Genomic DNA, 25,260 nt, shown 5'->3' with positions numbered 1-25,260 from the left:
GCGGGGTGCGAGGCGTGCAGGGTCGGAGTCGGGTCGCGTGCCCACGGACGAGCCCGGACTCGTCCTCGGGCACACCACCCGGCAGCGGCCGACGACTACTCGGCGGCCTCGCGCAGCTGGCGCAGGTGCTCGTCGAGGTCGCGCCCCTCGGGCATGGCGTTGTGGACGGCCCAGCGGACGGTCCCGGCGCGGTCGACGACGTACGACGAGCGGCGGGGGCAGCCGGCGCGCTCGTCGAAGACGTCGTAGGCCCGGGCGACCTCGCCGTGCGGCCAGAAGTCGGAGAGCAGCGGGAAGTTGAGACCGTCGCTGTCGGAGAAGGCGCGCAGCGCGAACATCGGGTCGCACGAGATCGCGAGGACCTCGGTGTCGAAGGTGAGGAACTCCGCGAGCCGCTCGCGGATCCCGGCCATCTCACCCGTGCACACCCCGGAGAACGCGTAGGGGTAGAAGACCAGGGCGACGGCCTTGCGGCCGCGGAACGACGACAGCGTGACGTCCTGGCCGAACTGGTCGCGCAGGGTGAAGTCCGGGGCCGGGCCGCCGAGCTGGAGTCCGCTCACGTGGCAGCAGTCTGCCCGCTGTCCTCCGACTCCTGCGCACCGGAGTCCTGCCCACCGGAGTCCTGCTCAGCGGAGTCCCCGCCGCGGTCGGCGAGCTCGCGCTTGAGCACCTTGCCGGTGGCGTTGCGGGGCAGCTCGTCGATGACCACGATCTCGCGGGGCACCTTGTAGCGCGCGAGGTTGCGCTTGACGTGCTCCTTGAGGTCGTCCTCGCTCGCCGAGGCCCCCGACTGCAGCACCACGAAGGCCTTGAGCCGCTTGCCGAACTCGTCGTCGTCGACGCCGATCGCGGCCACCTCGACGACCGCCTCGTGCCGGGCGAGGCAGTTCTCGACCTCCTGCGGGAAGACGTTCTCGCCGCCGGAGACGATCATGTCGTCGTCGCGGCCCTCGATGTGCAGCCGCCCGTCCTCGTCGAAGCGACCCACGTCGCCCGAGGACATCAGGCCGTCGATCATGTCCTTGTGGCCGCCGCCGGTGTAGCCCTCGAAGAGCAGGCTGTTGCCGACGAAGATGCGCCCCGACTCCCCCGCCGGGAGCTCGCGGTCGGACTTCTCGTCGTAGATCTTGACGACGGTCGCCCACGGCGGCTTGCCGGCCGAAGACGGCGACTCGCGCAGGTCCTCCGGCGTCGCGATCGAGGCGTAGGCGACCTCGGTGGAGCCGTAGGTGTTGTAGAGGTTGTCGCCGAAGTGGTCCATCCAGGTCAGCGCCAGGTCACCCGGCAGCGCCGAGCCGGAGGCGGCCACGACCTGCACCGTGCGCAGCGAGTAGCGCTCGAGCACCTCCTCGGGCAGGCCCAGGATCCGCTGCAGCATCACCGGGATGACCACGAAGCCCTCGCAGCCCTGCTCGTCCACCGTGCGCAGGGCGCCCTCGGGGTCGAAGCGGCGGCGCAGGACCAGCGTGTGGCCCAGCAGCAGCGACAGCATCATGTGGGCGTAGCCCCAGGTGTGGAACAGCGGCGCCGCGATGTGCACGCTCCACCCCTGGCGCAGCGGCATCCGCGACATCAGCGAGATCGCCGCGTCGACCCCGGCCTCGTTGCGCGGCGCACCCTTGGGCGTGCCGGTCGTGCCTGAGGTCAGGATGATGATCCGGCTGTGGTGCTCGGGGGCGGGCAGCCGGGCGCCACCACGCGCCTCGCCCTCGATGAGCCGGTCGAGGCTGGTCCGCGCGCCGTTCTCCTCCACCTCGGAGTCGACCCAGGCGAGCACGCGCGTCTCGACGTGGGCGTCGGCGACCAGGTCGGTGAACTCCTCGTCATGCACGACGACCGTCGGGTCCTCGCGCTCGAGGACCTCGACGAGCTGCGGTCCGGCGAAGGCGGTGTTGAGGTAGAGCAGGTCCGCGCCGAGCTTGGCGGCGGCGACCGTGATCTCGAGGAAGCCGCGGTGGTTGCGGGCCATGACCGCCACCGAGGACCCCTCGTCGACGCCGAGGCCCTGCAGGGCCCGGGCGAGGCGGTCCGTGCGCTCGTCGACCTCGGCCCAGGTGAGGTCACCGCGCTCGTCGGAGATCCAGACCCGGTCGGGCAGCAGCGTCGCCATGGCCATGAAGCCGCCCGCGGGGCCGGTGCCCCAGTCCTTGAGCAGCTTCAGCACCCGGGCGAGCGCGAGCGGGGAGTACGGCTTGATGATCCCCGAGGAGAGCAGCACCTTCGCGGCGGTGCCGGCGGAGGAGGCGCGGGTGGTCAGCGCGGTGAGCGGTCCGGACGACGGTGTCGAGGAGGGCACCTTTCGCAGGATGCCACGCGCGGGGCCGCGGCGACACCCGGTGTCCGCGTGTTCACCGACACGCGGCACACGCCGTGACCCGGGGCCGCGCTCGTCGTTGGACGCACGGCTCGGAGACAGGCCTCGGGGTGGACCTCAGGCGGGGGTCTTGGGGGCGATCAGCTTGGTCGCCGACCAGTCCTTGCTGACGGTCGCGGTGGTCGTCTGCGACAGCCCGGCGATCGGTGCCGCCTCGGCGATGTCGGCCGGGTCGACGGCGTGGGGTCGACCGACCTTGGGAGTGAGCAGCCAGATCGCGCCGCCACCGACCAGGTCGGTCAGCGCGTCGACGAGACCGTCGACGAGGTCGCCGTCGTCCTGGCGCCACCACAGGAGCACCGCGTCGACCACGTTGCCGTAGTCACCGTCGACCATGTCCGCGTCGATGGTGTTCTCGACGTCGATGCGCAGGGCGTCGTCGACGTCCTGGTCCCAGCCGAGCTCCTGGATGACCATGCCGGCGCCGAGGCCGAGTCGTTCCGCTGCTCCCGGCGTGCCGGTCTGGGTGTCGCCACCCCCGGTCGAGCTCACTGCTGTCTCCCCTGGTCGATCACGGCCCCGCCACTGTGCGAGACGCCTTGTCGCGGGACAGTCCAGCGGAGATGCAGCCCAACTGCAAGCGCTCGCGCCCACTCGGCGGGTCCCGGCCCCCGGACTCCGGGGCTCCCCGTGGTCCAGCAGCGGGCTACCGACGGGTACGAATCGGACGCGGGCGGAGTCGGTGGAGCGTGACACGATGGACCCCGTGACCGCAGAGACACCCGAGTCGACGCCACGAGCCGACCGCTCCAACGCGACCGTCATCCACGAGGGACTGCCGACCCAGCTCCCGGACATCGACCCTGACGAGACGCACGACTGGCTGGACTCCTTCGACCAGCTCGTCGACGAGCGCGGCCGCGAGCGCGCCCGCTACGTCATGCTGCGCCTCCTCGAGCGCGCGCGCGAGCAGAACGTCGGCGTCCCCGCGCTGCGCAGCACCGACTACATCAACACGATCCCGCCCGAGCGCGAGCCGTGGTTCCCCGGTGACGAGGAGGCCGAGCGCCGCATCCGTGCCTTCATCCGCTGGAACGCCGCGGTGATGGTCTCCAGCGCCAACCGCAAGGGCCTCGAGGTCGGCGGCCACATCGCGACGTACCAGTCGAGCGCGAGCCTCTACGAGGTCGGCTTCAACCACTTCTTCCGCGGCAAGGACCACCCCGGCGGCGGCGACCAGATCTACATCCAGGGTCACGCCTCCCCCGGCGTCTACGCCCGCGCTTACCTCGAGGGCCGCCTCAGCGAGGAGCAGCTCTACCGCTTCCGCCAGGAGGTCCAGCACGGTCCGGGCCAGGGCCTGTCGTCCTACCCCCACCCCCGGCTGATGCCGGAGTTCTGGGAGTTCCCGACGGTCTCGATGGGCCTGACCGGCATCAACTCGATCTACCAGGCGCGGTTCAACCGCTACTTGCACAACCGGGGCATCAAGGACACCGCCGACCAGCGCGTGTGGGCGTTCCTCGGCGACGGCGAGATGGCCGAGCCCGAGTCGCTCGGCGCGATCCGCATCGCCGCGCGCGAGGAGCTCGACAACCTCACCTGGGTCATCAACTGCAACCTGCAGCAGCTCGACGGTCCGGTCACCGGCAACGGCAAGATCATCCAGGAGCTCGAGTCCAACTTCCGCGGTGCCGGCTGGAACGTCATCAAGGTCGTCTGGGGCCGCGAGTGGGACCAGCTGCTGGCCCGCGACGTCGACGGCGTGCTCGTCAACCGGATGAACAGCACCCCCGACGGTGCGTTCCAGACCTACTCCACCGAGGACGGCGGCTACGTCCGCGAGCAGTTCTTCGGCAGCGACCCGCGGCTGCGGGCGATGGTCGAGCACATGAGCGACCCCCAGATCGCCAAGCTCCCGCGCGGTGGCCACGACTACCGCAAGGTCTACGCCGCGTTCGACGCCGCGACCAAGCACGTCGGTCAGCCGACGGTGATCCTGGCCAAGACCATCAAGGGCTGGACGATCGACGCCCTCGAGGGCAAGAACGCCACCCACCAGATGAAGAAGCTGACCCCCGAGGACCTCAAGAAGTTCCGCGACCGGCTCTACCTGCCGATCTCGGACCGCGACCTCGAGCGGTCCTACGAGGAGACCGGCGCGGCGCCGTTCTTCCACCCCGGCGCCGACGCCCCCGAGATCGAGTACATGCTCGAGCGGCGCAAGCAGCTCGGTGGCTCGGTCCCGCGCCGCGTGATCCGGTCCAAGCCCCTCGAGCTGCCCGCCGAGAAGACCTACGCCGAGCTCAAGCAGGGCTCGGGCAAGAACAAGGTCGCCACGACCATGGCCGTCGTCCGCCTGCTGAAGGACTGGATGAAGGACGCCTCCATCGGCAAGCGCATCGTGCCGATCGCGCCCGACGAGTACCGCACCTTCGGCATGGACTCGATGTTCCCGAGCGCCAAGGTCTACAACCCGGGCGGCATGCAGTACGAGTCGGTCGACCGCAAGTTGTTGCTGTCCTACAAGGAGTCGCAGCAGGGTCAGATGCTCCACGAGGGCATCTCCGAGGCCGGCGCGATGGCCTCGGCGACCGCCGCCGGCTCGGCGTACAGCACCCACGGCGAGCCGATGATCCCGTTCTACATCTTCTACTCGATGTTCGGGTTCCAGCGCACCGGCGACTCGATCTGGGCCATGGCCGACCAGCTCTCGCGCGGCTTCCTCATCGGCGCCACCGCCGGTCGCACCACGCTGACCGGTGAGGGGCTGCAGCACGCCGACGGGCACTCGCCGCTGCTGGCGGCGACCAACCCGGCGGTCGTGCACTACGACCCGGCGTTCGCCTACGAGGTCGCGCACATCATGGAGTCCGGCCTCGAGCGGATGTACGGCTCGAGCGACGCCAAGCCGCACGGCGAGGACGTGATCTTCTACATCACCGTCTACAACGAGCCGGTGAGCCAGCCCAAGGAGCCCGAGGGCGTCGACGTCGACGGGATCCTGCGCGGCATGCACAAGACCGCCACGGGCGAGGGCGACGGCCCGCGGGTCACACTGATGGCCTCCGGCGTCGGCTACCCGTGGATCGACGAGGCCGCCCGCATCCTCAAGGAGGACTGGGGCGTCACCTCAGACCTGTGGTCTGTCACCTCGTGGAACGAGCTGGCCCGCAACGCCACCGCCGCCGAGGAGTGGAACCTCCTGCACCCCGGCGAGAGCCCGCGCACGGCGTACGTCGCCGACCGGCTCGAGGGCGTCGAGGGCCCGGTCGTCGCGGTCTCCGACTACATGCGGGCGGTGCCGCTGCAGATCGCCCGCTGGGTGCCCACCGAGTACCACGTGCTCGGCGCCGACGGGTTCGGCTTCGCCGACACCCGCCCGGCGGCCCGGCGCTTCTTCCACATCGACGCCCAGTCGGTCGTGGTCCAGGCGCTGCAGGCGCTCGCCGACGCCGGCGAGATCGACCGCGGTCAGGTCGAGAAGGCGTTCAGCGCCTACCGCATCGACGACCCCACCGCCGTCGCCGGCGTGAAGCAGGAGGGCGGCGACGCCTGACCGGTGCCGCGCCCAACGGACCCCCTCGACCATCGCTGGTCGAGGGGGTTCGTGGTTTCGAGACAGGACTCCGTCCTTCCTCAACCACCGGTGATGTGCCGGTGGTTGAGGAGGTCGCGATGGCGACCGTCTCGAAACCACTCCAGTCGGCAGTGGATTCGAGACAGGACTTCGTCCCCTCAACCACCGGTGATGCGCCGGTGGTTGAGGAGGTCGCGCTGGCGACCGTCTCGAAGCCAGTCGACCGGGACGCCGATCCGCAGTTCAGGCGGTGGTGGCCTCGCCGCCGACGGCGCGGACGTCCTGGCCGCTGCGGAGCAGGCCGCGGAAGCGCGCGCGGGAGTACGTCGCAGGCTGGGTGGAGCGGATGAACTCGTGGACGACCCGGGCGAAGCGCTGCGGGTGGTCCTTGTGCGGGAAGTGGCCGCTGTTGGGGATCACCTCGACGCGGGCGTCGGGCGCCAGGGCGGCGGCGTTGCCGGCGTGCTTGACCGGGATGACCTGGTCGTCGCGGCCCCAGATGACGGCCATCGGCATCGCCTGGGTGAGGTAGGCGCGATCGGCCATGGTGACGATCTGGCCGCGCCAGTCGACCACGGCGCGCACGACGTGGCGGATCGCGGCGCGGGCGTCGGGGTCCTTGAAGGAGTCGTAGATCTCGGCGACCTCGTCGAGGTCGCGCAGGGCCTTGTGACCGGTGAGCGCGAGTGTCTGCAGGGCGGCCTTGCCGACGTGGCGCACGCCCGGGAGGGTCAGCACGCCCATCACCTGGTGGAAGCCGGGGGTCGTGACGGCCCGGATGGCCGGGGTCACCTCGGAGCCGAGGCCGCCGCTGGCGACCAGGATCAGCCGCTCGGTGCGCTCGGGGAACTGGTAGGCGAACTGCATCGCGACCCCGCCGCCGAAGCTGTGGCCCACCACGGTCACCTTGTCGATGCCGAGCAGGGTGATCAGGTCGCGCATGCCGTTGGCGTAGCCGCCGACGCTGTAGTCGGCGCGGGGCTTGGCCGACAGACCGTGACCGAGCAGGTCGGGGGCGATGACCGTGTAGCGGCGCGCGAGCGCGTCGATGACCGGCTCCCAGGTCGTGTGGTCGCAGCCGAGTCCGTGCAGGAGCAGCAGCGCCGGACCGGAGCCGACCTTGACGTAGGCGCGCCGGTGCCCGTGCACGGTGACGAACCGGACCTCGTGCTGCGGCGCGTGCTGGAGCTGCCCCCGCATCGCTCCACCTCCCTCAACCGTGGGCTCGAGCCCACGTGGTGGACGATTGAACCACGCCCAGATGACAGGATCGTTGCGTGAACCAGGCCACGCGCGTCGCCGAGGAGCTGCGCCGGGCCACCGGGCGCCTCAGCACCTCGGCCACGGCGCGCATGGGCGAGGCCCTGCCGTGGTTCGGCCGGCTCAGCGCCGAGGACCGCTCCTGGGTGGGCCTGATCGTCCAGGCGGGCATCCGGGGGTTCGTCGACTGGTACGAGCAGGGAGCCCGCCGCGGCGGCACCGCCATCACGAGCGCCGTCTTCGGTGCGGCGCCGCGTGCGCTGGCCGGCGTGATCACCCTGCAGCAGACCGTCGACCTGGTGCGTCTGTCGATCGAGGTGGTCGAGAGCGACGTCGAAGGCGTCCTGGACGCCGACGACGCCCGCGAGGTGCGCGTCGCCATCGCCCGCTACGCCCGCGAGGTCGCCTTCGCGACGGCCGAGGTCTACGCCCGGGCGGCCGAGGTGCGCGGTGCGTGGGACGCGCGACTCGAGGCCCTGGTGGTCGACGCCGTGCTGCGTGCCGAGACCGACGAGGCGGTGCTGTCGCGGGCCAGCGCGCTGGGCTGGACGACGCAGGGCCGGGTCTGCGTGGTGCTCGGCACCTCACCGGCCCGGCGCACCGACACCGACCTGTTCGAGGAGGTCCGCCAGACCGCCGCCGGCGCGGGGTACGACGCGCTGTGCGCCGTGCAGGGCGAGCGCCTGGTCGTGCTGCTGGGTGGGGCCGACGACGCCCGCGAGGCCGCGGCCGCCATCGCACCGCTCTTCGGCGACGGCCCGGTCGTGGCCGGCCCGGCCGTGGCCGACCTCGTCGCCGCCGGCCAGTCGGCGCGCGCCGCGCTCTCGGCGTACCGCGCCGCGGCGGGCTGGCCGGACGCCCCGCGACCGGTGCTCAGCATCGAGCTCCTCGCCGAGCGGGCGCTGGCCGGTGACGGCCACGCCCGCCGCCAGCTCGTCGACGACGTCTACCTGCCGCTGGCGCAGGCCCGGGGCACGCTGGTGGAGACCCTCAGCGCCTGGCTCGACGGCGGCGGGTCGGTGGAGGGGGCCGCACGAGCCCTGTTCGTCCACCCCAACACCGTGCGCTACCGCCTCAAGCAGGTCGCCGACCTCACGGGCCTGACCCCGGGCGTCGCCCGCGACGCGTTCACCCTGCAGATCGCGCTCGTGCTGGGCCGCCAGTCGGGTCGGGGCTGACTCCCCGCCAGCACCCGGCAGGAGAACCCACAGGTAGCACTGGCAGGTAGCACTGGCGGGTAGTGCGCACCTGTGCACTTCTTTGTGGGGACCCCACAAAGACGACCCCTGGACTTTCGTGCGCGCCGGAGGCGAACGCCTCCGGCGCAGACGGCAGAGTGGAGCACGTGCTCGCGATCGTCGCGCCCGGCCAGGGTGCCCAGTCCCCCGGCTTCCTGACCCCGTGGCTCGAGGCGCCGGAGTTCCGCGCCCGCTTCGAGTGGCTCTCCACGGTCGCCTCCCTCGACCTCGTCCACTACGGGACCGAGGCCGACGCCGACGAGATCCGGCGCACCGAGATCGCCCAGCCGCTGCTGGTCGCGACCGGCCTCGTCGCCGCGCTCGGGATCTTCCCGCACCCGACCGACGCCTTCGGCAAGGTCAGCGCCGTTGCGGGCCACAGCGTGGGCGAGCTGACCGCGGCCGCCGGAGCGCGGGTCATCACCGCCGAGCAGGCGATGGTCCTCGTCCGCGAGCGCGGCAAGGCGATGGCCGCGGCGGCCGCGGCGACCCCCACCGGCATGACGGCCGTCCTCGGTGGCGACCGCGAGACCGTCCTCGCCACCCTCGAGCGCCACGGCCTGACCGCGGCCAACGACAACGGCCCCGGCCAGGTCGTCGCGGCCGGCACCGTCGAGCAGCTGCAGGCGCTCGCCGCCGACCCGCCGGAGAAGGCGAGGCTCGCGCCGCTGAGCGTCGCCGGGGCGTTCCACACCGTGCACATGGAGCCCGCCGTCGGCCACCTGGCCTCGCTGGCCCGCTCGGTCTCGGTCCACGACCCGCGCACCCGCTTCGTCTCCAACAAGGACGGCCAGGTCGTCCACGACGGCCGCGACGTGCTGCGCCGCCTCGTCGGCCAGATCGCCAACCCCGTGCGCTGGGACCTCTGCCTCGACACCTTCGCCGACCTCGGCGTCACCGGCATCCTCGAGATGCCGCCGGCCGGGGTGCTCACCGGCATCTCCAAGCGGGCGCTCAAGGGCGTCGAGACCTTCGCGCTGAAGAGCCCCGACCAGCTCGACGACGCCCGCGCGTTCTGCGACAAGCACGGCGAGTCGGCCGAGATCGGCAGCACGCCGACCTGGCGCATGGTCGTCTCCCCGGCCAAGGGCACCTTCCACCGCGCCCCGGCGGCCGCCGACGCCGACGTGCTGGGTGCCGGTGAGCCGATCGGCGAGGTCGCGGGCCGCAGCGACCGGATCGGTGTCACCGCCGCCCACGGCGGCCAGGTCGTGGAGTGGCTCGTCGAGGACGGTGACCTCGTCTCCCCCGGCCAGCCGCTGCTGCGCCTGCACCCCGAGAACGGCGCCGGCCAGGACGGGTCCTACTGATGGCCGAGCTGCGCTCCACCACCGGCGCCCCGCACGCGCGCATCCTGGGACTCGGCGCCTACCGCCCGACCCGGGTCGTGCCCAACAGCGAGATCGTCGACCGCATCGACTCCAGCGACGAGTGGATCCAGCAGCGCTCCGGCATCAAGGAGCGCCGCTGGGCCGGCCCCGAGGAGACCGTCGCGGCGATGTCGCTGGCCGCGGCCCGCGAGGCCGTCGAGCGCTCGGGCGTCGACCCCCGCCAGATCGACGCCGTCGTCGTCGCGACCGTCAGCCACTTCATGCAGACCCCGGCCGTCGCGACCCAGATCGCCTTCGAGCTCGGCACCGAGCAGGCGGCGGCGTTCGACATCTCGGCCGCGTGCGCCGGCTTCTGCCACGGCGTCGCGCTCGCCTCCGACATGGTGCGGTCCGGCTCCGCGGGCCACGTGCTGGTCGTCGGCGTCGAGCGCCTGAGCGACATCACCGACCTCGACGACCGCGGCTCGGCGTTCATCTTCTCCGACGGCGCGGGCGCCGCAGTGGTGGGCCCGAGCGACACCCCCGGCATCAGCCCGGTCGTGTGGGGCTCCGACGGCGAGCAGTTCGACCTGATCCGCTCGCGCCAGGACTGGCGCGAGGTCATCGAGGACGACGCGCCGCGGATGCCGCACCTGGTGATGCAGGGCAACTCCGTCTTCCGCTGGGCGTCGTTCACGATGGCCAAGGTGGCCCAGCAGGCCCTGGACCGCGCCGGCATCGCCCCCGAGGACCTCGACTGCTTCGTGCCCCACCAGGCCAACATGCGCATCACCGACGCGATGGCCCGCGCGATGAAGCTCCCCGCCTCGGTCCGGATCGCCCGCGACATCGCCGAGCAGGGCAACTCCTCGGCCGCCTCGATCCCGCTCGCACTCGACCGGATGTACGCCGACGGCGACGCGAAGTCCGGCGACACCGCGCTGCTCATCGCCTTCGGCGCCGGGCTGGCCTACGCCGCCCAGGTCGTCGTGCTGCCCTGAGCAGGCCCACAGAACCCGTCCAGGGAACCGCACCACCCCACCGCAGAGAAACCAGGAAGAGAGAACGCCAGATGGCAACCACCGAGGAGATCCGCTCCGACCTCGCCGAGATCGTCAACGAGATCGCCGGCGTCGATGCCGATGACGTCCAGCTCGACAAGTCCTTCGTCGACGACCTCGACGTCGACTCCCTGTCCATGGTCGAGGTCGTCGTGGCCGCCGAGGAGAAGTTCGGCGTGACCATCCCCGACGACGAGGTCAAGAACCTCAAGACCGTCGGCGACGCCGTCGCCTACATCGAGCGCGCCCAGGGCTGACCCGCCCCCACCTCACAGCACCACCCGCCACACGGAAGCGAGCAGCACAGCATGAGTCGCACCCGAGTCGTCGTCACCGGGCTGGGCACCACCAGCCCGGTGGGCGGTGACGTCCCCAGCACCTGGGACGCCCTGGTCAACGGTCGCTCCGGCGTCCGCCGCATCGAGGCCGACTGGGTCGAGGAGCTGCCGGTCAAGATCGCCGGCGTCGTCGCGGTCGAGCCGACCGAGGTCCTCGAGCGGGTCAAGGCCCGTCGCATGGACCGGGTCACCCAGCTCGCCATGGTGGCGGCGCTCGAGGCCTGGCGCGACTCGGGACTCGCCGACGCCGGTGACGACCTCGACCGCGACCGGCTCGGGGTCGCCATGGCGACCGGCATCGGCGGCGTGCACACGCTGCTGTCGAACTACGACACGCTCAAGGAGAAGGGGGCCCGACGGGTCTCCCCCCTGGCCGTGCCGATGCTGATGCCGAACGCCCCGGCGGCAAACGTCAGCCTCGCGCTCGGCGCCCGGGCCGCGGCGAACACGCCGATCTCGGCCTGCGCGTCGGGCAACGAGGCCGTGGCGATGGCCATCGACGCGATCCGGCTCGGCCGGGCCGACGTCGTGGTCGCGGGCGGCAGCGAGGCGGCGATCCACCCGCTGCCGATGGCGGCGTTCGCCAACATGATGGCGCTCAGCAAGACCGGCAGCGAGGACGGCGGCGACCCGACCGTCGTCTCGCGGCCGTGGGACACCGGGCGTGACGGGTTCGTGCTCGGCGAGGGCGCCGGCGTGCTGGTGCTCGAGTCCGAGGAGCACGCCGTCGCTCGTGGTGCCCGCATCTACGCCGAGGTGCTCGGCGCGGGCATCACGGCCGACTCCCACGACATCGCCCAGCCCGACCCGGAGGGCCGCGGCGGCACCCGGGCGATCCGGATGGCGATCTCCGAGGCGCAGGTCGACCCGTCGACCCTCCACCACGTCAACGCCCACGCCACCTCCACCCCGCTCGGCGACATCGCCGAGGGGCTGATGCTGCACGCCGTCCTCGGTCAGCACGTCGAGCAGGTCGTGGTGACCAGCACCAAGTCGATGACCGGCCACCTCCTCGGCGGCGCCGGGGCGCTGGAGTCCGTCGCGACCGTCCTGGCCCTGCACCACCGGCTCGTGCCACCGACGATCAACCTCGACGACCAGGACCCGAAGGTCGAGCTCGACATCGCGACCAAGGCGCGCGACCTGCCGGTCGGTGACATCGCGGCGCTCAACAACTCCTTCGGCTTCGGCGGCGCCAACGTCGCGGTCGTCTTCGGGAGCCGGTGAGCCCGCGATGACCACGACCGCCGCCCCGGCCAAGCCCGCCAAGCTCCCCCGTGAGCAGGACCCGCGCAACCCGGTCCACCGCCTCACCGCCCTGCTCGACGAGGGCACCCTCGAGCTGATCACCCCCGACGACGACTCGGGCATGCTGGCCGCGATCGGCAAGGTCGACGGCTCACCGGTCGTCGCGTTCTGCTCCGACGCCACCACCATGGGTGGCGCGATGGGCGACATCGGCTGCCGCGTGGTGGTCGACGCCTACCACCGCGCCGTCACCGACGGCGTTCCGATCATCGGCCTGTGGCACTCCGGCGGCGCCCGGCTCGCCGAGGGCGTGCTCTCGCTGCACGCGGTCGGCCGGATCTTCCACGCCATGACCCAGGCCTCGGGCAAGGTGCCGCAGATCTCGGTGGTCCTCGGCCCCGCGGCGGGCGGCGCGGCGTACGGCCCGGCGCTGACCGACGTCGTCATCCTCGGCCCCGAGGGCCGCATCTTCGTGACCGGGCCCGACGTGGTCCGCTCGGTGACCGGCGAGGACGTCGACATGCTGCGTCTCGGCGGTCCCGAGCCGCACGGGCGCCGCTCGGGCGTCGTGCACATCCTCACCGACTCCGAGCAGGAGGCGCTCGACCGCGCGCGGACCGTCGCCTCGCTCCTCGGGGCCCAGGGCAGCCTGAAGGTCGACGAGGTCGAGGACCGCGACCTCGAGGGACTGCTGCCGGAGGCCAAGAACCGCGCCTACGACGTGCACCCGCTCGTCGAGGCCGTCCTCGACGAGGGCACCGCGCAGGAGCTCCACGCCAAGTGGGCGCCCAACATCGTCACCGCCCTCGGCCGCTTCGGTGGTCGCACCGTCGGCGTCGTGGCCAACAACCCGCTGCGCCTCGGCGGCTGCCTCGACTCGCTCTCGGCCGAGAAGGCCTCCCGGTTCGTCCGCATGTGCGACGCCTTCGGGGTCCCGCTCATCGTCCTGGTCGACGTGCCCGGCTACCTGCCCGGCGTCGGTCAGGAGTGGGACGGCGTCGTGCGCCGTGGCGCCAAGCTGCTGCACGCGTTCGGTGAGTGCGTCGTCCCGCGGATCACGCTGGTGACCCGCAAGACCTACGGCGGCGCCTACATCGCGATGAACGCCCGCTCCCTCGGCGCCACCAAGGTCTACGCCTGGCCCGGGGCCGAGGTCGCCGTCATGGGCGCCGTGGCCGCCGTGCGCATCCTGCACCGCCGCAAGCTGGCCGAGGTCACCCCGGACATCCGTCCCCAGGTCGAGGCCGAGCTCGCGGCCGAGCACGAGCGGATCGCTGGTGGGGTCGACAAGGCCGTCGAGATCGGCGTGGTCGACGAGGTCATCCGCCCCGACCAGACCCGCTCAGCCCTGGCCCGGGCCATCGACGACGCCGTCCAGACGGTCGGCGTCCGCAAGGGCCAGCACGGCAACATCCCGCTCTGACGCTCGCGCGCCAGGTCGTCTGGCCTCAGACGACCCCGGTTCAGACGACCTGGTGCAGCCAGCGCACCGGCGCGCCCTCACCGGCGTGCCGGAACGTCTCGAGCTCGTCGTCCCACGGCTTGCCGAGCAGCTTGTCGATCTCGACGAGCAGCGTCGTGTCACCCAGCGCGGCCTTGACCACGGCGGCCTTGAGCCGGTCCTCGGGGATCATGATGTCGCCGTGCTGGCCGGTGACGGCGTGGAAGACACCGAGGTCGGGCGTGTAGGAGAAGCGCTGACCCTCGCTGGTCGCGGTCGGGTCCTCGGTGACCTCGAAGCGCAGGTGCGCCCAGCCGCGCAGCGCGCTCGCGATCCGAGCGGCCGAGCCGGTGCTGCCCGTCCACGACAGCTCGGTGCGGTAGGTGCCGCTCTGCGCCGGCTGCGGGATCCAGGACGCGCTGACGGTGCCACCGAGCACGCCTGCGACCGCCCACTCGACATGGGGGCACAGCGCGGAGGGCGCCGAGTGGACGAACAGCACACCACGAGTGGTGCCCTGGGCGCCGTCGGCGTCGAGCATCATGCGGGGTCCGTGCATCAGCGTCTCCTTCGTCCTCGGCGCGAGCTACGCCTTCCCCAGCGGGCTCGTCTCGGACGTCGGACCGCACACGCGGGCCTGGTCGAGCATTCGGTTGTGCGTCCATTGTGACGCATGGTGCGCGTGGGCACCAGCAGAAGCGCAGACCGGTGGTCCGCGACCTTCCGTCCGGCGTACCGGACGTCCGCGGACCGTCCATCCCCTCGGCGGACGGTAGTGCGCGACCTTGCGTACACGTACCGAACGTCGCGGACTGTCGGTCGACGGCGCCGAGCGGTAGTGCGCGACTTCTCCGACGCGTCAGGCGGTGGGGTGGAGCCGGACCTGGGCCGCGTCGACCACGTTGCGCGGGTCGGCGAGGGCGCCGAGAGCGCCGCCGGTGCCGACGATCCGGGGGCCGTCGACGAGGTCGAGCACGAGCACCGTGATGTTGTCGCGACCGCCGGCCCCGAGGGCGAGGCGGGTGAGGGTGTGCGCGGCGTCCTCGTCCTCCTCGGTGGCGAGCACCGCGGCGATGCGCGCGTCGTCGACGAGGTCGGTCAGGCCGTCGCTGCACAGCAGGAGGCGGTCGCCGACCCGGGCGTCGAGGCGGACGACGTCGAGGCCGCCGCCCTCGGGGTCGCCGTCGACGGAGCGGAGGACGACGTTGCGCCACGGGTGGGTCGCCCGGGCACGCTCGGTGAGCTGGCCGTTGTCGACGAGGTGCTGGACGTAGGTGTGGTCGCGGGTGATCTGGCGCAGCACGCCGTCGCGGAAGAGGTAGCCGCGCGAGTCGCCGACGTGGCCGACGGCGACGTGGCGTCCGTCGGTGACCAGCGCCGTGAGCGTCGTGGCCATGCCGAGGCGCTGCAGGTCGCGTTGGATGCCGAGGCGCACGCCGTCCGCTGCGGCGCGGTAGGCCTGGGCGAGCACCTGCTCCGGGGGCTCGGCCGGGTGGCCGAGAGCGACCGCGCTGGCGGCGTAGGCAGCCGTGGCCGAGGCGATCTCGCCGGCCGCGGCACCGCCGACGCCGTCGGCCACGAGGGCGACGTAGGGGCCGAGGTAGGCGGAGTCCTCGTTGTGCGGGCGCACGCGCCCGACATCACTCACTCCTGCGCCCGAGAAACGCAGCATGACGCCCCCCTTCGGAGACCGGATCCTTCCCATTGGAACCCGGTCTCACGCCCCCGGTCAACGCCGAGGTCCTGCGAGCGACCTCACAGCCGCGGCCGACGGGGCCGAGGAGTCAGTCCTCCGACTGCTCGAGCTGCTTCTCGAGGGCGCCCGCGCGCGCGGTCGCGTCGGTGATCTCGTCGGCGTCGATCGCGTCGGTGCGGTGGAACCACGTGAGCGCCTCGGCCGTGCGGCCGGCCTCGGCGAGGGTGTCGGCGTAGGCGTAGCGCAGCCGCACCACCCAAGGCTCACGCGACTTCGAGGTGAGCGGGGCGAGCTCAAGGGTGCGCAGCGCGGCGTCGAGCTGGCCCATGTCGCGGCGCGCACCGGCCTCGACGATCGTCATCTCCGCCTTCGCGGCCGAGGGGAAGTTGGCGACCGACGGGCTCTTGGCGAGCTTGACCGCCTGGTCGGGCTGGCCCAGGGCGCGGTGGCAGTCGGCCATGATCGGCAGGTACGCCGTGGCGCCGTTCATCCGCTTGGCCGCACGCAGGTCGGCGAGCGCCTCGGCGTAGTGACCCGCGGCGTACGCCGCCTCGCCGGCGGCCTCGCGGACCACCGCGAGGCGGGGGGCGCGGGCGCGGGCGGCCAGGGCGTGGCGGTAGGCGAGCTCGGGATCGGTGTCGATGAACAGCCCGGCGGCGGCGAGGTGCTTGGCGACGCGCGCAGCGAGCTTCTCCGGCAGTCCCTTGAGCTGGGCGGCGACCGAGCGGTCGAGCTCGGCGCCGGTCACGTCCTCGGGCAGGTCGGGCCCGTCGTAGGCCGCCTGGTCGGCGGTGCGGGCTGGCTTCTCCTCGCGACGAGGGCCGCGGGGGCCACCGCGCTGCGGCCCGCGCGAGGGGCCGCCGCGACGGTCGTCGGAGCGGGAGTCGGACCGGGAGTCGGAGCGGGGCTTGCCGCCCTGACCGGCGGGCTTGCCGCCGCGACCGGCCGGCTTCTCGTCGCGCCCGGCGGGCTTGCCGTCACGCCACGAGGGCTTGCCGCCCTGGCCGCCCTGGCCGCCCTGGCCGCCCTGGCCGCCGGACCGACCGCCCGGCTTGCCGCCCTGCTTGCCCGCCGGCTTGCCGCCCTGGGATGCTCCGCGGGCCCCACGCGGGGCACCCGACTTCGGGCCGGAGGGACGGGAGGGGCGACGGTTCTCGGGCACGAGGGTCAAGCCTACGGAGCGGGCGGGAGCGCCGCGACTCCTCGCGCCTCACGTGGCGTGCGACACCCGGCCAGGCGCAGGGCCTCGACGAGGTCTCGGCGCAGCTCGTCGTGCAGCCGCGCGACCCCGCCCTCCCCCTCGACGAGCGCCCAGACCGGCGAGCGACCGAGGAACACCGCGTCCGCGCCGAGCGACAGGGCGGCGAGGACGTCGGTGCCGGAGCGGATGCCGCCGTCGACGTAGACCTGCGCGTCCGCACCGACGGCCTCGACCACGGCGGGGAGGGCCGTCGCGGTCGGCAGCACCCGGTCGAGCTGGCGGCCGCCGTGGTTGGAGACCCAGACCGCGGCGGCGCCCGCGTCGACGCAGCGGCGGGCGTCGTCGGGTCGCAGCACACCCTTGACCGCCACCGGGAGCCCGCTCACCCCGGCGAGCCAGCCGATGTCGTGGGGGCCGAGGTCGGTCGCCTTCTCGGAGCCCGGACGCTCGGCGTACCCCTCGTCGAAGTTGACACGCACCCGGGCCGGGTCGACGAGGTCCCAGAACGACGCCTCGGACGCGCCGGCCGGCTTGCGCGAGACGACCGGGGTGTCGACGGTCAGCACCAGCGCCGAGGCTCCGGCGGCGACGGCGCGCTCGATGAGCGGCTGGGCGAGGGTGCGGTCTGCGGGGAGGTAGACCTGCAGCCACCAGGGCGCCTCGGGCAGGTCCTCGAAGCGGGTGCCGGCGTTGCTGGAGACGACGGTGAGCGCGCCGGCCGCGGCGCCGGCCCGCAGCACAGCGGGCTCGCCGTCGGCGTGCACCTCCCGCTGCCCACTGGTCGGCGCCACGCCCCAGGGGACGGTGAGCTCGCGGCCGAGCAGGGTCGTGGTGAGGTCGACCGAGGTGACCTCACGCAGCACGTGGGGCGCGAACCGCACGCGCGTCCAGGCGTCGTGGGCCTCGTCGCGGGTGAGCTGCTCCCCCGCGCCGGTGGCGACGTAGTCGACGACGTGCGGCGCGAGCACCTCGCGCGCCCGCGCCTCCAGCCCCGCCAGCCACGGGCTCACGAGACGAGCTCGACCCCGGCGAAGTTCTTCTTGCCGCGACGCAGCACGAGCAGCCGGCCGTCGACGAGGTCGTCGGACGACGGCACGTGCTCGACGTCCTCGACGCGCACGTTGTTGACGTAGGCTCCGCCCTCGGCGACCGCGCGCCGGGCCTCGCCCTTCGACGCGCACAGACCGGACTCCACCAGCAGGTCGACGATGCCGGGCAGCGTCTCGACGCGCAGGAGGGGCCGGGCCGTCTCGAGCGCGGCCCGCAGCGTGGCCGCCCCGGCGTCGCGCAGCTCACCCCCGCCGAACAGCGCGGCCGAGGCCGCCTGGATGCGGGCGGTCTCCTCGGCGCCGTGCACGAGGGTGGTGACCTCCTCGGCCAGCCGGCGCTGCGCCGTACGACGGAACGGCGCCTCGGCGTGCTCGGCCTCGAGCGCCTCGATCTCGGCGCGGGGCAGGAAGGTGAAGATCCGCAGCAGCTCGCCGACCTTCTCGTCCTCGGCGTTGAGCCAGAACTGGTAGAAGCCGTAGGGCGACATCATCTCGGGGTCGAGCCACAGCGCCCCGCCCTCGGTCTTGCCGTACTTCGTGCCGTCGGCCTTGGTCACCAGCGGAGTCGCGAAAGCGTGCGCGTGCCCGCCCTCGGCGCGGCGGATGAGCTCGACGCCGCCGGTGAGGTTGCCCCACTGGTCGGAGCCGCCGAACTGCAGCGTCACGCCGTGGTCGCGGAAGAGGTTGAGGAAGTCCATCGACTGCAGCAGGACGTAGGAGAACTCGGTGTAGCTGATGCCCGCCTCGAGCCGGGTGCGCACGACGTCACGGGCCAGCATCCGGTTGACCGGGAAGTGCTTGCCGATGTCGCGCAGGAAGTCGATGGTCGACATGGGCTGGGTCCAGTCGAGGTTGTTGACCATCGTGGCGGCGTTGGGGCCCTCGAAAGAGAGGAACGGCTCGATCTGGCCGCGCACCCGCTGCACCCACTCGCGCACCGTCTCGGCGGAGTTGAGGACGCGCTCGCCGCTCTCCTTGGGGTCACCGATCATGCCGGTGGCCCCGCCGACCAGCGCGAACGGTGTGTGGCCGGCCTGCTGCAGGCGCCGCGCGGTGAGGATCTGCACCAGGTTGCCCATGTGGAGGCTGGGGGCGGTCGGGTCGAAGCCGACGTAGAACCGGACACTGCCCGCCGAGAGCGCCTCGCGCAGCGCGTCGCGGTCGGTCGAGTGCGCGATCAGGCCGCGCCACTCGAGGTCGTCCACCAGGCCGGTGTCGATCACCGGGTCGATCGTCGGGTCGGTGCTCACGGCTCCCATCCTCCCCGACCGGTCCGTTCTCGGCTGCGGGGGTACTCCTAGGACGTGTCGACCAGCTCCGCGTGGGAGCAGGCGTGGGGTCGCGCGGAGCTGGCAAGGCGGAGGAGCCCGCCGTGGCGGAGTCACGGCGGGCGACGACAACGCCGTCCAGGTCCGATGCGACGCCGCGCGGGCGACCGCGAGGAGTTGGTCTACACGTCCTAACCTTGGGCAGGAACGAGAGGTGACGGGTGATCGCAGGCAGGTACGAGCGCGAGGCGGAGATCGGCCGCGGCGGCATGGGCGCCGTGTGGCGCGGTCGCGACACGGTGCTCGGGCGCACCGTCGCGCTGAAGAAGATCGGGATGGCCCCTGGGGGGCTCAGCGCCGACGCCCTGCGCGCCGAGCGTGAGGCCCGGCTCGCTGCGAAGCTGAGCCACGCCAACGTCGTCGCCGTCTTCGACCTGGTGCGCGAGGAGCCCGGCGCGGGCGATCTCGACCACGGCCAGCAGTGGCTCGTCATGGAGTACGTCGACGGCACGGACCTCGCCGAGACGATCCGCGCCCGGGGCCGGCTGGAGCCCGACGAGGCGGCCCCCGTCATGGCGCAGACGGCCGCGGCCCTCGCGGCCGCCCACGGCGCCGGGATCGTGCACCGCGACGTCAAGCCGTCCAACATCCTCGTCACCGCGACCGGGCAGGTGAAGCTCTCCGACTTCGGCATCGCCCGCGCCGCCACCGACCCCTCGTTGACGCAGACGGGGCTCGTCACCGGCTCCCCGGCGTACCTCTCCCCCGAGGTCGCCTCGGGCCAGGTCGCCACCCCCGCCAGCGACGTCTGGTCGTGGGGCGCGAGCCTCTTCCACGCCGTCGAGGGGCGCACGCCGTACGGCGTGGAGGGAGACGCCGACGGCAACCTGCTCGGCGTGCTCTACCGGATCGTCCACGAGCAGCCGCCGTACCCCGAGCACGCCGGGTGGCTCGCGCCCGCCATCGAGGGGACCATGGAGCGCGACCTGTCGCAGCGCTGGTCGATGGCTCAGGTGCAGGAGTTCCTCGAGGCGGGTCCGGCGGCCTCGGCCGCGACCGGCACCCGCGTCGTGCGCCGCCCTCGCCGCGCGGCGCGTCCGGTGCCGCCGCCTCCGCCGGCCGCCTCGGCCGGGGCCACCCAGCTGCTGAGCGCGACCGCGGCGACGCCGACCGTCCCGCCGGCCCCACCCGCGGCCCCGCCGGGGCCGGGCGGGGCCCGGCGCGACACCGGCTCCGGACGCGACCGGCGCCGCACGCTCCTGCTGGTCCTCGGCGCCGCGGTCGTGCTCGCGGTGCTGACGCTCGGCGCGCTCCTGATCGGCCTGCGCGGAGACGATGACGGCGGGGACACCGTCGCCGACCCGGGCTCGTCGGCCTCGGCCGGGTCGCAGTCGCCGTCGCAGGACGCGAGCCAGGACGCCGCACCCGACGCGGACGCGATGGAGAGCTTCGCCCGCGACTACGTGCAGACCGCCGCCAGCGACCCGCGGGCCGGGTTCGCGCAGCTGACGACGGCCTACCAGGAGAGGAGCAAGGGCTTCCGCGGCTACAACAGCTTCTGGGGCAACGTCAGCGATCCGCAGATCGAGACGATCTCGGCGGACCCGGAGGCACTGACGGTCAGCTACACCTACACCTACGAGGTCGACGGCCGACGTCAGAGCGAGGACGTGGTGCTGCAGCTCGAGCAGACCGACGACGGCTTCCTCATCTCCGGTGCGAGCTGAACTTTCACCCGTGGGGGTGAGGGATCTCGTCAGGTGCGCACGGTCACTTCGGCCTAGATTCGGGTCATCATGAACAGTGGTGCGCCGGCCCGCCTGACGGTGGGCGTCTACGACGAGCCCGAGCTGATCGTCTCGGGCATCGGGGGGATGCTGGCTCGCGACGGCTCCCCGGCGGAGGTGCGACCGCTCTCCCCCGACGACGACGGCGCCCACCGCCTCGACGTCGTCGTGTGCGACCCGGTGGGACGCCCGCAGAGCCTCGAGGACTACCTCGGTGCGGTCGTCGCCGTCAGCGACGCACCCGTCTTGGTGCTCAGCTGGACCACGTCGCCGTCGACGGTGCGCCGGGCCCTGGCCGCCGGGGCCCGGGGCTACGTCTCGAAGGCCGCCGGCTCCGCCGACCTGGCGGCCGCCGTCGCGGCCGTCACCCGCGGCGAGACCGTGGCGCCGGAGGTCTCACGACTCCCGGTCGCCGGCGGCGGAGGCACAGGTGGCGCCGAGCTCAGCGCCCGCGAGGCCGAGGTGCTCGACCTCATCTGCCGTGGCCTCAGCAACCTCGAGATCGCCGCCCAGCTCTACGTCAGCGTCAACTCGGTCAAGACCTACGTCCGTCAGATCTACCAGAAGATCGGGGTCACCCGGCGCGCCCAGGCCGTCGCCTGGGGGCTCGCCCACGGCTACTAGTGCGTGTGTCGAGAGTGGTTTCGAGACGGAAGCTGTGCAACCTCCTCAACCAGCAGCGGTGGACTCCTCGGTGGTTGAGGAGGGACGAAGTCCTGTCTCGAGACCTCCATCGCAAGGACGCGGGACGCTACCGGTCGGGGTCGCGGGGCAGCCGCGGGCGCGGTGCCCGCTCGCGCGGGAGGTCGGTGTCGTCGAGGGCGCCGAGGTTGGCGACGATCGCGGCGACCGGCGGCATCAGCGCGGCGACGATGCTCATCGCGACGGCGGCACCGGTCGACCAGAGGCGCACGACGTTCCAGGCCAGCACGATGAGGACCACGCAGGTGCCCATGAGGGCGGCGTAGGCACGCCGCCGGGTCCGTCGCTGCACTCCTCCACCGTACGGTGGAGAGGTGATCGACAGCCCCACCGTCGCTGCGCTCCACGTCGCCCCGGGCACGCGGCTGGCGATGAAGGCGGTGCCCGCCGTCGAGGTCGAGACCCAGCGCGGCATCGTCGGCGACCGCTACCACGGGTCGAAGCACCGGCAGGTGTCCGTGCAGTCGCTGCAGGCGCTCGCCGAGGCCGAGACGGCGTACGGCGCGCCGGTGCCGGCCGAGCTGACCCGGCGCAACGTCACCGTCTCTGACGGCGTGGTGCCGCGCGAGCCCGGCTCGCTGATCCGGCTCGGCCCGGTGCTGCTCGAGGTCGTCCGCGTGGCGGCGCCGTGCAAGCTGCTCGACGACACCATCGGACGTGGTGCGCAGGAGGCGCTGCGCCGCCGGGGCGGGTCGATCTGCCGGGTGCTCGAGGGCGGTCGCGTTGAGGTCGGAGACCCCGTCGACCTGCTGGTCGAGCGCTCGGAGGCTGTGCCACAGTGACGCCGTGCGCACGCTGATCGTCACCGCCTTCGTCTCCCTCGACGGCGTCATGGAGGGCCCGGGCGGCGAGCCCGGTTACCGCAACAGCGGCTGGACCTTCCAGGACGTCGAGTTCGTGGAGGAGGCCTACGAGATCAAGGGCCGAGAGCAGGAGGAGGCGGGAGCGCTGCTGCTCGGCCGACGCAGCTACGAGGCGTTCGCGCCGGTCTGGTCGACGATGACGGCGGAGTTCCCGGGCTACAACGCCATGCCCCGCTACGTCGTCTCGACCACGCTGGCGTCCGACGACCCGCGGTGGCCGGCCACGGTGCTCCGGTCGGTCGACGACGTCGCCGCGCTGCGCGCGGGTGAGGGTGACCCGATCATCGTGCACGGCAGCGCGACCCTCGGCGCGGCGCTCGCCGACGCCGGACTGGTCGACCGCTACCACCTGCTGCAGTTCCCCGTGCTGCTCGGTGCGGGCAAGCGCCTGTGGAGCGACACCGACCGCGACCAGACCTCCCTCGAGGTCGTCGAGGCGGAGACCTACCGCAACGGCGTCACGAAGATCGTCGCGGACGTCAAGCGACCGGCCTGAGTCAGGCCTCTGCGTCGGAGTCGCCGCGCAGGCACAGCGCCACGACCACGACGTCGTCGATGCCCGCCCGACCGCGCGGACGCCCCGACGGCGACAGCTCGGCCAGCAGGTGGTCGACGAAGCCCTCGAGCCCCTCCGGGGCCGAACCGGCCGCCTCCAGCAACCGCGCCAGTCCGACATCGAGGGACTCCCCCGGCTGCTCGATCAGGCCGTCGGTGTACATGAAGAGCAGCGAGCCGGCCGGCAGCGCGAAAGTGCCGTCGTGGCGACGGCGGGCACCGGTGCCCAGGCCCAGCAGCGGACCGCGGGCGTGTGGCGGGTCGAGGAAGGTCAGCTGACCGTCGGGCAGCCGCACGAGCGGCGGCAGGTGGCCGGCCGACGACATCGTGAGCGTCCACACCGCCCGCGGCTTGTCGGAGCCGGTCATCGTCTGCTGCAGCGACGGGACGCGTGACCCCTGCGCCCATCCCCCGACCTCGCCGAGGTCGGCGGTCGTCGCGTCGACGGCCGCCGTCAGCGACAGCGGGGGCTCGAGGTGGGCGCAGACCATCGAGGCGAGCCGGGCCGAGGCGTAGGCGTCGGTCCAGCCCTCGGTGCCCGGCCGGGCGTCGTCCTCGGCGATCTCCGGGGTGATCTGGCTGCCCGCGGTGCCGATGAGCAGCCGGTCGATGTGCTCCAGCGTCGCGGCCGGCATCAGGCGCAGGGTCAGCGCGGTGGCGCGCAGGATCCCCTTGAGCTGGCCCATCACGGCCGCGGCGTACATGTCGTGACCCTCGACGTCGCCGACGGCGAGCGCAATGCTCTGGTCGTCGTGCTCGAAGAGGTCGAAGAAGTCGCCGCCGACCTCGGCACCGTCGGCACCGGCGAGGTAGCGGGCGTCGACGTCGACCCAGGCGAGCTTGGGCACGGCGGGCAGCAGGCTGCGCTGCAGTGTGCGGGCGATGCGGGACTGGCCGGTGTAGAGGCGCAGGTTGTCGAGGATCAGCCCGGTGCGACGTCCGAGGTCGAGCGCGAGCTGGGCGTCGGCCTCGGTGAACGGCGCCCGCTCGGAGGTGCGGTTGAGCACGACGATGTCGCGCACCCGCTCGCGGCCGGGCAGGCCGACGATCAGTGCAGAGGTGACGTCGAGGCCCTCCTGGGCGCGGTCGGTGTAGGTCTCGTCGGTCACGAAAGCGTCGCGGGCAGCGCGGCTGGAGGCACTGTCGATGTCGGCGAGGAGGCGGTAGGTGTCGTCGCCCAGCAACGAGGCCACCAGGCCCCCCTCGGGGGTCATCGAGGCGACCTCACCGGCGTACTGGTCGGCCACGTCGCGCAGTGCGGGGTCACGGTGCTCGACGAAGTGCTCGCGCACCGCACCCTCGTCGTCGAGGTGGAAGAAGAACGCGATGTCCCCCAGGCCGGGCACGAGCAGCTGGAGCAGCCGCGCGCGGGCCTCGGACTCGTCGAGCTCGGCGGTGAGCGCCGCGGTCGCGTCGGCTAGGACGGCGAGCCGCGCCTGGGCGGCCTCGGCCTCGACGCGCGCCTCCTCGGCGGCCTTCAGGGCGCGGTCGCGCTCACGGTCGGCCTCGATGCGCCCGCTGACGTCGGACTGCACACCGACGAAGTGGGTGACCTCGCCGTCGGCGTCGAAGATGGGGGTCATCGTGACCTGGTTCCAGAAGGCCAGGCCGTCCTTGCGGTAGTTGAGCAGCGTGACGACGATGCCCTCTCGGCGCTCGAGCGCCTCGCGCATCCTGGTGACCTCGGCCGGGTCGGTGCCCGGGCCCTGCAGGAACCGGCAGTTGTGACCCACGGCCTCGTCGAACTCGTAACCGGTCGTGGCGGTGAAGGCCTGATTGACCCAGACGAGCGCGAGGTCGGGGTCGTGAGCGTCCGCGACGGTGAACGACAGCCCCGTTGCGAGCACGGCCTGCTCGCGCAGCCGGGCCCCCTCCTGGGCCATCGCCTCGACGGCGGCCGTGGCCTCCTGCTCGCGGACCGCGAGCAGGACGACGAGGGCGAAGCCGTCGAGCTGGGGGGCGCCGGTCATCGGCACGCCGACGACCCACAGCGGCTCGCGGGAGCCGCCCATCTCGCTGTGCCGCTGCGCCGAGACCGGCTGGCCGGGGACCGGCTCGAAGCGCACGAGGCGGCTGAGCGGGTGCTCCGTGTCGGCGAGCTCAGCGCCGGAGGGGTCGCGCAGCCCGGCCGCCTCGGACCAGGCGTCGACCCGCACCGGGAGGCGCAGGTCGGGGGCGAGCTGTTGAGCCACGTCGTTGGCGTGGACCACCTCGCCGGCCTTGAGGTCGACCAGGAGAATGGCGGCGGGAGCGTCGCCGATGACCGTGTGCAGGGCCGTCGAGGCACCCACGGAGGTGATCTGCTCGTCCGTCACTGGCCTCTCCCCGTCGTCACGTTGCGGCGGT

General features: G+C 72.9%; 22 protein-coding genes. 11 read left to right on the top strand and 11 right to left on the bottom strand.

Features of this window, described 5'->3' with window-relative positions:
• Positions 1 to 95: 95 nt before the first annotated feature.
• The 3 genes from GRQ65_RS15570 to GRQ65_RS15560 form a co-directional block, all read right to left on the bottom strand.
• The gene (locus GRQ65_RS15570; protein WP_160878889.1) at positions 96 to 563 is read right to left on the bottom strand and encodes a redoxin domain-containing protein; all 468 of its coding nucleotides are present in this window, start codon (positions 561 to 563) and stop codon (positions 96 to 98) included.
• Positions 560 to 2,299, bottom strand: coding sequence for an AMP-binding protein (locus GRQ65_RS15565; protein WP_160878888.1), 1,740 nt, complete (start codon positions 2,297 to 2,299; stop codon positions 560 to 562). Before GRQ65_RS15565 ends, GRQ65_RS15570 begins: the two co-directional genes overlap by 4 nt.
• 135 nt (positions 2,300 to 2,434) lie before the next feature.
• Positions 2,435 to 2,869, bottom strand: coding sequence for a DUF3052 family protein (locus tag GRQ65_RS15560; protein WP_160878887.1), 435 nt, complete (start codon positions 2,867 to 2,869; stop codon positions 2,435 to 2,437).
• Positions 2,870 to 3,074: 205 nt separating this feature from the next.
• Between GRQ65_RS15560 and aceE the strand changes: the two genes are divergently transcribed.
• A complete protein-coding gene (gene aceE / locus GRQ65_RS15555; protein WP_160878886.1) occupies positions 3,075 to 5,876 on the top strand; it encodes a pyruvate dehydrogenase (acetyl-transferring), homodimeric type in 2,802 nt (933 codons plus the stop codon).
• A 264-nt stretch (positions 5,877 to 6,140) separates the two neighbouring features.
• Here the strand turns inward: aceE and GRQ65_RS15550 are convergent, their stop codons facing one another.
• Complete coding sequence (locus GRQ65_RS15550; protein WP_160878885.1) at positions 6,141 to 7,097, bottom strand: alpha/beta fold hydrolase; 957 nt, start codon at positions 7,095 to 7,097, stop codon at positions 6,141 to 6,143.
• A 77-nt stretch (positions 7,098 to 7,174) separates the two neighbouring features.
• On the opposite strand from GRQ65_RS15550, the gene GRQ65_RS15545 reads away from it, so the two are divergent.
• From GRQ65_RS15545 to GRQ65_RS15520, 6 genes are all read left to right on the top strand, one after another.
• The gene (locus GRQ65_RS15545) at positions 7,175 to 8,335 is read left to right on the top strand and encodes a PucR family transcriptional regulator (RefSeq protein WP_337191770.1); all 1,161 of its coding nucleotides are present in this window, start codon (positions 7,175 to 7,177) and stop codon (positions 8,333 to 8,335) included.
• A gap of 167 nt (positions 8,336 to 8,502) precedes the next feature.
• Positions 8,503 to 9,705 (top strand): acyltransferase domain-containing protein, encoded by a 1,203-nt coding sequence (locus tag GRQ65_RS15540; RefSeq protein ID WP_160878884.1) that lies wholly within the window; start codon positions 8,503 to 8,505, stop codon positions 9,703 to 9,705.
• Complete coding sequence (locus GRQ65_RS15535; protein ID WP_160878883.1) at positions 9,705 to 10,706, top strand: beta-ketoacyl-ACP synthase III; 1,002 nt, start codon at positions 9,705 to 9,707, stop codon at positions 10,704 to 10,706. The genes GRQ65_RS15540 and GRQ65_RS15535 overlap by 1 nt, the downstream gene beginning before the upstream one ends.
• A 71-nt stretch (positions 10,707 to 10,777) precedes the next feature.
• Positions 10,778 to 11,023, top strand: coding sequence for an acyl carrier protein (locus tag GRQ65_RS15530; protein WP_160878882.1), 246 nt, complete (start codon positions 10,778 to 10,780; stop codon positions 11,021 to 11,023).
• A gap of 51 nt (positions 11,024 to 11,074) precedes the next feature.
• Positions 11,075 to 12,331 carry a beta-ketoacyl-[acyl-carrier-protein] synthase family protein gene (locus GRQ65_RS15525; RefSeq protein WP_160878881.1) on the top strand — a complete coding sequence of 419 codons (1,257 nt, stop codon included), beginning with the start codon at positions 11,075 to 11,077 and terminating at the stop codon, positions 12,329 to 12,331.
• 7 nt (positions 12,332 to 12,338) lie between these two features.
• Positions 12,339 to 13,775, top strand: coding sequence for an acyl-CoA carboxylase subunit beta (locus GRQ65_RS15520; RefSeq protein ID WP_160878880.1), 1,437 nt, complete (start codon positions 12,339 to 12,341; stop codon positions 13,773 to 13,775).
• A gap of 40 nt (positions 13,776 to 13,815) precedes the next feature.
• On the opposite strand, the gene GRQ65_RS15515 is transcribed toward GRQ65_RS15520, so the two are convergent.
• The 5 genes from GRQ65_RS15515 to tyrS all read right to left on the bottom strand — a co-directional run bounded on the left by GRQ65_RS15515 (position 13,816) and on the right by tyrS (position 18,989).
• Positions 13,816 to 14,352, bottom strand: a complete 537-nt coding sequence (locus GRQ65_RS15515) for a DUF3145 domain-containing protein (protein ID WP_272917706.1) — start codon at positions 14,350 to 14,352, stop codon at positions 13,816 to 13,818.
• 300 nt (positions 14,353 to 14,652) lie between these two features.
• Positions 14,653 to 15,423, bottom strand: a complete 771-nt coding sequence (locus GRQ65_RS15510) for a protein phosphatase 2C domain-containing protein (RefSeq protein WP_160878879.1) — start codon at positions 15,421 to 15,423, stop codon at positions 14,653 to 14,655.
• A 154-nt stretch (positions 15,424 to 15,577) separates the two neighbouring features.
• Positions 15,578 to 16,651 (bottom strand): tetratricopeptide repeat protein, encoded by a 1,074-nt coding sequence (locus GRQ65_RS15505; RefSeq protein ID WP_237448323.1) that lies wholly within the window; start codon positions 16,649 to 16,651, stop codon positions 15,578 to 15,580.
• Positions 16,652 to 16,662: 11 nt separating this feature from the next.
• Positions 16,663 to 17,700 (bottom strand): alpha-hydroxy acid oxidase, encoded by a 1,038-nt coding sequence (locus tag GRQ65_RS15500; protein WP_337191769.1) that lies wholly within the window; start codon positions 17,698 to 17,700, stop codon positions 16,663 to 16,665.
• The gene (tyrS, locus tag GRQ65_RS15495; protein ID WP_337191768.1) at positions 17,697 to 18,989 is read right to left on the bottom strand and encodes a tyrosine--tRNA ligase; all 1,293 of its coding nucleotides are present in this window, start codon (positions 18,987 to 18,989) and stop codon (positions 17,697 to 17,699) included. The genes GRQ65_RS15500 and tyrS overlap by 4 nt, the downstream gene beginning before the upstream one ends.
• 239 nt (positions 18,990 to 19,228) lie before the next feature.
• Here tyrS and GRQ65_RS15490 point away from each other — a divergent pair, with 239 nt between their 5' ends.
• Positions 19,229 to 20,734 carry a protein kinase domain-containing protein gene (locus GRQ65_RS15490; protein ID WP_160878876.1) on the top strand — a complete coding sequence of 502 codons (1,506 nt, stop codon included), beginning with the start codon at positions 19,229 to 19,231 and terminating at the stop codon, positions 20,732 to 20,734.
• A gap of 69 nt (positions 20,735 to 20,803) precedes the next feature.
• A complete protein-coding gene (locus GRQ65_RS15485; RefSeq protein WP_160878875.1) occupies positions 20,804 to 21,418 on the top strand; it encodes a helix-turn-helix transcriptional regulator in 615 nt (204 codons plus the stop codon).
• A 127-nt stretch (positions 21,419 to 21,545) separates the two neighbouring features.
• On the opposite strand, the gene GRQ65_RS15480 is transcribed toward GRQ65_RS15485, so the two are convergent.
• Positions 21,546 to 21,788: a DUF3099 domain-containing protein gene (locus tag GRQ65_RS15480; RefSeq protein ID WP_337191766.1), complete on the bottom strand. Its 243-nt coding sequence runs from the start codon at positions 21,786 to 21,788 to the stop codon at positions 21,546 to 21,548.
• 22 nt (positions 21,789 to 21,810) lie between these two features.
• On the opposite strand from GRQ65_RS15480, the gene GRQ65_RS15475 reads away from it, so the two are divergent.
• Positions 21,811 to 22,278 (top strand): MOSC domain-containing protein, encoded by a 468-nt coding sequence (locus GRQ65_RS15475; protein WP_337191765.1) that lies wholly within the window; start codon positions 21,811 to 21,813, stop codon positions 22,276 to 22,278.
• A gap of 4 nt (positions 22,279 to 22,282) precedes the next feature.
• On the top strand, positions 22,283 to 22,855 hold the full coding sequence (locus GRQ65_RS15470; RefSeq protein ID WP_160878872.1) for a dihydrofolate reductase family protein: 573 nt from the start codon (positions 22,283 to 22,285) through the stop codon (positions 22,853 to 22,855).
• A gap of 1 nt (position 22,856) precedes the next feature.
• On the opposite strand, the gene GRQ65_RS15465 is transcribed toward GRQ65_RS15470, so the two are convergent.
• Entirely contained in the window at positions 22,857 to 25,229 is a 2,373-nt protein-coding gene (locus GRQ65_RS15465; RefSeq protein ID WP_160878871.1) for a SpoIIE family protein phosphatase, read from the bottom strand.
• Between the last annotated feature and the right edge of the window lie 31 nt (positions 25,230 to 25,260).

Origin of the sequence: Nocardioides flavescens (assembly GCF_009823805.1) — a bacterium.
Lineage (GTDB): Bacteria > Actinomycetota > Actinomycetes > Propionibacteriales > Nocardioidaceae > Nocardioides > Nocardioides flavescens.
This window is presented reverse-complemented; position numbering and strand designations above follow the sequence as displayed.

Excerpts from the sequence above, each read along its gene's own strand:
- aceE (WP_160878886.1), top strand. The coding sequence starts at position 3,075 with ATGGACCCCGTGACCGCAGAGACACCCGAGTCGACGCCACGAGCCGAC.
- GRQ65_RS15530 (WP_160878882.1), top strand. The coding sequence starts at position 10,778 with ATGGCAACCACCGAGGAGATCCGCTCCGACCTCGCCGAGATCGTCAAC.
- GRQ65_RS15550 (WP_160878885.1), bottom strand. The coding sequence starts at position 7,097 with ATGCGGGGGCAGCTCCAGCACGCGCCGCAGCACGAGGTCCGGTTCGTC.
- GRQ65_RS15535 (WP_160878883.1), top strand. The coding sequence starts at position 9,705 with ATGGCCGAGCTGCGCTCCACCACCGGCGCCCCGCACGCGCGCATCCTG.
- GRQ65_RS15525 (WP_160878881.1), top strand. The coding sequence starts at position 11,075 with ATGAGTCGCACCCGAGTCGTCGTCACCGGGCTGGGCACCACCAGCCCG.
- GRQ65_RS15515 (WP_272917706.1), bottom strand. The coding sequence starts at position 14,352 with ATGCACGGACCCCGCATGATGCTCGACGCCGACGGCGCCCAGGGCACC.
- GRQ65_RS15485 (WP_160878875.1), top strand. The coding sequence starts at position 20,804 with ATGAACAGTGGTGCGCCGGCCCGCCTGACGGTGGGCGTCTACGACGAG.
- GRQ65_RS15520 (WP_160878880.1), top strand. The coding sequence starts at position 12,339 with ATGACCACGACCGCCGCCCCGGCCAAGCCCGCCAAGCTCCCCCGTGAG.